The 1,002-nt window shown below is 44.5% G+C and carries 2 pseudogenes; both read left to right on the top strand.

Annotation, left to right across the window (positions count from 1 at the left end):
• A pseudogene (locus FTU75_RS18235) lies at positions 1 to 490 on the top strand (hypothetical protein); the annotation flags it as partial.
• Positions 483 to 1,002 (top strand): annotated as a pseudogene (locus FTU75_RS18230) (hypothetical protein); the annotation flags it as partial. The pseudogenes FTU75_RS18235 and FTU75_RS18230, both read left to right, overlap by 8 nt.

Here is a 1,002-nt window from a genome sequence, read left to right as displayed (position 1 = left end):
AATCGCCAAGCAGCGTGAAGAAAAACGCAAATCTAAAAACGAAGCGTCACGAACCGTGCACGAACCGTGTGAAGAAAAGCACGAACCGTCACCTAACCATAAACCATTAACCATTAACCAAGAACCACTAACCAATAACCAATATAAATATACGTTTGACCTGAACACGGTGAATACGAAATTGAAAATGGCAGGTCGTCATGAAGTGGATCAGAAATACATTGATCAACTGCAATCACAGTTCGAGTTGTACTACGCAGATCAACACATGGTTGCCAACAAAGCACTGGTGAAATTTGTTCAATGGATTATGCGAAATCAAGATTCTGAAAAACAGAATGCAGCAAAGCCTCAAATACAAACCTCTCAACAACGCACCGCATCTGAAATGGATCGTTGGAAGCAAGGCATTCAAGAAGCTCTCTCAGATGAGGCGATTGATGTAACGCCAAAAAAGCCGTTTGTGATTCAGGAGGTGGGTAATGCCTAACATCACTACTCAGGACGTTATGCGTCTGATCAACAAAATGCGTGTGAACTACGGCAAGAAGTTTGCGGACCAGTGGACAGGTGTCGACATCGCTGAACTCGCTCAAGAGATGCTTGAAAATTACCAAGGTTTGACGGTTGAAGATTTCACTCGTGGCATGGCTCGTATGAAGCGTGAAAAGTGGCCACCAACAGTTCCTGAGTTCAGAGATTGGTGTGAGCCTAAATCAGAAGAATGGCTTGATGCGCATGAAGCTTGGGCTATTGCGAAAAATTCAATTGAAATGGGTACTGGTCGCGAATTGACAGTGGTGTGGACTGAGCAAGCAGCGAAAGCATTCGAGAAGTGTGCCGACTTGGTTGCTACTGGTGATAAGTATCAAATGGCTGAAGCCAAAAAGATCTTTACTGCGGTTTATGAGCGTCTAGTTACTGAAGCGAAGGACCTTGGGGTTAAACCGGTTTACACAACAAGTCTTGGTGTGGACAAGGATCAGCAGATTGCGGCAATTC

The organism is Acinetobacter sp. YH12140 (genome assembly GCF_013418475.1).
Classification (GTDB): Bacteria; Pseudomonadota; Gammaproteobacteria; order Pseudomonadales; family Moraxellaceae; genus Acinetobacter; species Acinetobacter amyesii.
This window is presented reverse-complemented; position numbering and strand designations above follow the sequence as displayed.